5 protein-coding genes and 1 pseudogene are annotated in these 4,928 nt (G+C 68.6%); 2 read left to right on the forward strand and 4 right to left on the reverse strand.

What is annotated here, in order from left to right:
- Together WA805_RS04160 and WA805_RS04165 are read right to left on the reverse strand one after the other, a co-directional pair.
- Positions 1–484 (reverse strand): hypothetical protein (locus WA805_RS04160; protein ID WP_425241680.1); only part of this gene is annotated, 484 nt, incomplete at its 3' end.
- Between the two features lie 62 nt (positions 485–546).
- The gene (locus WA805_RS04165; protein WP_425241681.1) at positions 547–1,116 is read right to left on the reverse strand and encodes a hypothetical protein; all 570 of its coding nucleotides are present in this window, start codon (positions 1,114–1,116) and stop codon (positions 547–549) included.
- A gap of 990 nt (positions 1,117–2,106) precedes the next feature.
- On the opposite strand from WA805_RS04165, the gene WA805_RS04170 reads away from it, so the two are divergent.
- A complete protein-coding gene (locus tag WA805_RS04170) occupies positions 2,107–3,360 on the forward strand; it encodes an AI-2E family transporter (RefSeq protein ID WP_424562645.1) in 1,254 nt (417 codons plus the stop codon).
- Between the two features lie 20 nt (positions 3,361–3,380).
- Here the strand turns inward: WA805_RS04170 and WA805_RS04175 are convergent, their stop codons facing one another.
- The gene (locus WA805_RS04175; protein WP_425241682.1) at positions 3,381–3,953 is read right to left on the reverse strand and encodes a nitroreductase family protein; all 573 of its coding nucleotides are present in this window, start codon (positions 3,951–3,953) and stop codon (positions 3,381–3,383) included.
- A 24-nt stretch (positions 3,954–3,977) separates the two neighbouring features.
- Between WA805_RS04175 and WA805_RS04180 the strand changes: the two genes are divergently transcribed.
- Positions 3,978–4,526, forward strand: coding sequence for an XdhC family protein (locus WA805_RS04180; RefSeq protein ID WP_422282043.1), 549 nt, complete (start codon positions 3,978–3,980; stop codon positions 4,524–4,526).
- Positions 4,527–4,557: 31 nt separating this feature from the next.
- Here WA805_RS04180 and WA805_RS04185 read toward each other — a convergent pair.
- Positions 4,558–4,928: pseudogene (locus tag WA805_RS04185) on the reverse strand (metallophosphoesterase); the annotation flags it as partial.

The raw sequence follows: 4,928 nt of genomic DNA on the forward strand, positions 1-4,928 counted from the left end.
GCTCGCGGATGCGGGCCAGCGCCCAGCGCGCGGCCTCCGCGCGGCTGGCCGCGATGCCCGCGGTGATCAGCGCGTCCAGCGTCGCCAGGTCCGCGGGCCCGAGGAGAGCTTCCGGCACCGGGGTGAGGCCGCGCGCGATCTCGTCTTCTTCCGGGTCGAGCAGGGAGATGCCGTCCATCTGCATGATCCGGGTGGGGGGAAGGCCGACGCTGTCGCGGGCGCCGGTGGTGACCATGAATCCCTTGACCTCGGGCAGCCGCTGCGCGCGGAAGTCTTCCAGCCGGTCGAAGTGTTCTGCCATCCAGGCGTCCCGCGTCGCGCCGTCCTGGCCCGGGATGACCAGCAGGTACAGTTCTCCCGGCTCGATCACCGGGTGGTCGCCGTGGCGCAGCAGCACCAGCCGCGGCACCGCGTCTAGAGGGAAACGCTCCGCCGCCTCGGCATCCATCATCCGCTGGATGCGGTCTGTCGTCGCCGCCTCCACGGCCGCCTCCTTAATTAGCCCTGCCGTCAGTCACCTGGTCCCCGCGGATCAGCCGGGCCCGGTCAGAACCGGGCTTTAAGCTCGCTGATCTCACGCACCCGGTCTTGCAGCTGCGCGTATGCCGGGTTCTCCCGGATGCGGCCCACCGCCCAGCGCAGCACCTCCGCGCGGCTGCCCGCGATGCCCGCGGTGATCAGCATGTCCACCGCCGCCAGGTCAGCAGGCCCGAGCCGCGTCATGACAGGAGTCAGTTCCTCTGCCGCGTCATCCAGCGGCCTAGCGGCCCGGCCCCCGCGCCCGATCTTCAGGACATGACGGCGGCGCTTCTCCGTCTCGTCCGTCTCGTCCGGGCTGTCAGCCTGGAACTCCACCCACGCGATGACGCGGGGCAGCTCGTCGTTCAGCTTCTTGAGGCGCTCGCGGTTAGCGTTCTCGAAAGAACCGACGATCTGCTCGTCCGCTTCCCCGCCTTCCGGCTGGTCCGGCCGGTGAAGGAAGACCCGGACCGCGACGTCTCCCGGCTCTACCGCCGGGTCATCCCCGTACTCCAGCACCTGGACCCGGCTGATCACGCCGTCAGGAAAAAGCGACCTGACGTGCTTCTCGACACGCGTGGTCCCGGGCTTCGCCATGTCCTCTTCCTTACCTGCAAGCCTTACGCGTATAACACGTGTAAGACATGAAACAAATGCTAGGACGCCATCGGCGTCTCGTCAAGTAATGACGCGCCGCCGGACTCCGCCGGCCGGGCTGCCGCCGAGGCGGCGCGCTTAGCACGCGATCGATGAGATCCGCTGCCCCGGCACCCGATGCCGCCGCCACCTGTATCGGCTATCTACTGCTGTCCCGGTGAATGACCAGCCCATGTCGAGGCGCCCCACCCAGTTTGTGACGTCGGGTACCGCCTATGGGTACGTGCTAATGCTCCAACACACCGCCTCACCATCGAAGCGACGTACGAGCTCCGAAAGGAGCGACGTCGCCCCGCAGGCCGCACAGTTCACAGCGTCACCAAGTCCCGTTAGTGCTGGGGATTTGACCCCTCTGAGTGGTCAAATCCCCAGCACTAACCCAAAACAGCCCTGGCCGGGTTCCGTGTGCCCGGCGTATTGGACAGCAGAGGCACTGGGGACGCCTGGTGCGGGTTGCCACGTCCGCCGGCCCAGCGTTCCTCACATGGGGCGCGATCGTCCCGTTTTATGCCCGGTTTGCCCTAATTTCGAGGTGACGTTCGCGCCCTGAGTGACCGCGACCATGGAGGCATGCCCTGACTACCAGGTCGCGCCGTCCCCGCCGGTGCGCCCATTCTCTGATAACAGCAAGAAGCGACGTCGCTGTAGCCTGGCGAATACCATCACTGCCGGCCGGTCCTGGCTGATTACGGCGGCTAGCGGCGGGTACGTGGTTGATCCGGTGGTGGCGCATCGGCGGACGCCTGCGACGGCGCAGCGGCCCGGCGGCGCCGCCTGTTGCGATGCTCGGGCTTGCCGGGCTTGGATTTGCTGGGGCTGCTGCTATGGGCGGTGTTCGTGTCCACCAAGTGGCCGGCGGTGGTTGGCGCCGGCTGCGATCAGTTCGTCCGTGTTGCGCTTTCTACGCCACGGACCTGACATCCTGTAATCGTGGTTAAGGAAGATCAGCGGCCACTGGGCAGCCGTGTATCCCGGTTGTGGAAAGCCGCAGACAGGAGCGGCGTCCCGCTGCGGACGATCGTCGTCGCGGTGCTCGTCGTCGCGTTCTTCTACCTGTCAGGGAAGCTGATCTACCGGCTGCGCGACATCGTCCTGCTGATGCTCGTCGCCGGGTTCGTCGCGCTGCTGCTGAACCCGCTCGTGCTCATCCTGCAGCGCTATGTGGTCCGCCGCCGCGGGTTCGCCGTCAGCATCGTCACCCTGTTCGCGGTGCTGGTGTTCATCGGACTCGCCTACATCTTCGGCTCTCCGCTAGTGAACGCGATCACGAGCCTCGCCAACAAGCTGCCGTCCTACGTCGCGAGCGCGCAGAGCGGCAAGGGCTGGATCGGCCACCTGGCGACCAAGTACCACGTCCAGCACTGGGTAACGCAGAACGCGCCCAAGCTCGTCACCTACGCCCAGAACCTGACCAAACCGGTGCTGTCGATCGGCTCAGCCGCGGCGTCGGTGCTGATCGAGTTGGTGACGATCTTCGTCCTCGTGCTGATGCTGCTGCTCGAAGGGCCGCGGCTGCGCCGCGGCGCCCTCGGCCTGCTGTCACCGAAGTCGGCGGAAGGGGCCATCGAGCTCTCCGCCGAGATGAACCGCGCGGTCGTCGGCTACATGCTCGGCAACTTCCTGACCTCGATCATCTGCGGCCTGGTCGTGTTCGTCACGCTGATGATAGTCGGCGTGCCGTTCGCCGGGCTGTGGGCGCTGTGGGTTGGGCTCGTCGACTTCCTGCCGTTGATCGGCGGCGCCCTGGCGGGCATCCCCACGGTGCTGTTCGCCCTCACGCACTCCTTTACCGCCGGCCTCGTCACGCTGATCGTGTTCCTCATCTACACCCAGTTCGAGAACCACGTCCTGAACCCGGTCATCATGAGCAGGACGGTGCGCATCAGCCCGTTGCTCGTGCTGGTCTCGGTGCTGGTCGGCGCCTCGATCGGGTCGTGGATCGGCGGGATCTTCGGCGGCTTCGTCGCCGCGCTGCTCGCCATCCCGGCGGCCGGGGCGTTCCAGGTCATCGTCCGCGAAGCGTGGCGCCTGTCGGGCCCGCCCCTGCGCGAGGTCCCCGACGCCGCCGGCACGGATAGCGATCCGGAGCCCATCGCCGGCACGGCGGCAGCCGAGGCAGAGGACGAGGCGGAAGACGAGGCCGCGACCGGATCCGAGACAATCTCCGCCAACCAGCGCGAGTGACACCGCCGTCGGCGCCTCGGTTACCAGCGGCCGAAGCGGATCATCTCACCGGAGGAACGTCGCCTCGACCTGAGGTCGCGCGGCGCGGGCTCCGCGTCGTACCCGATCGCGATCGCGCCGATGGGCTCATAGTCGTCAGGCACCCCGAACGCGGCGCGGAACTCCGGCACCGCCTCGGGAACGATCCCGAAGTACACCGCGCCGAGCCCCTCGTCCACCACGGTGAGCAGGATCAGCAGCGCCGCCATGCCGGTGTCGATATGCCAGAACGGCACCGGCCACCGCGCCTCGTCCCGGTCCGTCCAGCCCTTGTCGGGCTGCGCGTACCTGTCCAGGTAAACGCGCTTGGACGACATCGGCACGATGAGCAGCGGCGCGGTCTGCGCGGACGCCGAAACCGCCTCGCTCGCCACGGCCCAGAACTTCGGCAGGTCGCCCCCGCTCAGCACGAGAAACGCCTGCCCCTGAGAGAACCCCGCCGACGGCCCGCGGACCGCGTTGCCGAGGATCCGGTCGATCGACGCCTGCGGTACCGGCTCGCTGGTGAACGTCCGCACCATGTGCCGGTGCCGCACCACGTCATGGAACTCCATAGTGGGCGACCCTATCCTGGCTGTATGCCTGAAGAGACCGATCCTTGCGCGGTAGCGCACACCCCGGTTCCCGCCGCCGCCAGTTCGCCGGCCGTCAGCGGCGGCTTCCTCGCCCCGGACCGCAGCCTGATCGCGGTGTTCGCCTCGCCGGTCGCCGCGTTCCTGCTGCGTTACGCCTCCGACGCCGGGTTCCGCTGCCTGCTCGTCGAGCCGGACTCAGATCGCGCCGCCGGGGCGGCGATGACTGGCTTCGGCGTCCTTGGCACGGTGCCCGACGACATCGAGGGAGCGGACGTAGTGGTCACCGACCACCACCGCGACGAACTAGGCGTGATGCTGCGCGACGCTCTCGCCACCAAGGCCCGCTGGATTGGCGTGCTCGGCAACCCGCATCACCCTGGCCCGCACATCGCGGCGCTCGAGGCGCTCGGCGTCTCGCCCGGCGACATCGCCCGGGTGCACCGCCCGATCGGGCTGAACATCGGCTCCCGCACCCCCCCGGAGATCGCCATCTCCACGCTCGCGGGCCTGCTCGCCGACCACAACTCCCGCCCCGGCGGTTTCGACTTCTGATTTCATCCGGAACGTACGCGGCCGACTCCGGTCAGCCCAGGATGATCCGCGGCTGCGGCGGCGCCGGGCCGCGGCGTTGCCATTCGCGGGGGTAACCGACCGAGACTTCCTCGAAGCGCACGCCGTCGTGCAGCGTGGTGCGCGGGATGTGCAGATGACCGTAGACGGCGGCGGCAACCGGGAACGAGCAGTGCCACTCTGCCGTCAGCTCGGTCCCGCACCACGGCGCGTACTCCGGGTGACGGAGGGCCGTGAGCGGGGCGCGCAGCAGCGGCCAGTGGCTGACCAGCACCATCGGCCCGGACACCGAAGCAAGCCGCGCAGCGGACGCGGCGACCCGGTCGCGGCACCACGCCCCGACCGACGGGTACGGGTCGGGATGCAGCCGGTCCTCGTCGGCGG

This window comes from Trebonia sp., assembly GCF_049794275.1.
In the GTDB taxonomy this organism is placed as follows: domain Bacteria; phylum Actinomycetota; class Actinomycetes; order Streptosporangiales; family Streptosporangiaceae; genus Trebonia.

Excerpts from the sequence above, each read along its gene's own strand:
- WA805_RS04175 (WP_425241682.1), bottom strand. The coding sequence starts at position 3,953 with ATGGAGTTCCATGACGTGGTGCGGCACCGGCACATGGTGCGGACGTTC.
- WA805_RS04180 (WP_422282043.1), top strand. The coding sequence starts at position 3,978 with ATGCCTGAAGAGACCGATCCTTGCGCGGTAGCGCACACCCCGGTTCCC.
- WA805_RS04165 (WP_425241681.1), bottom strand. The coding sequence starts at position 1,116 with ATGGCGAAGCCCGGGACCACGCGTGTCGAGAAGCACGTCAGGTCGCTT.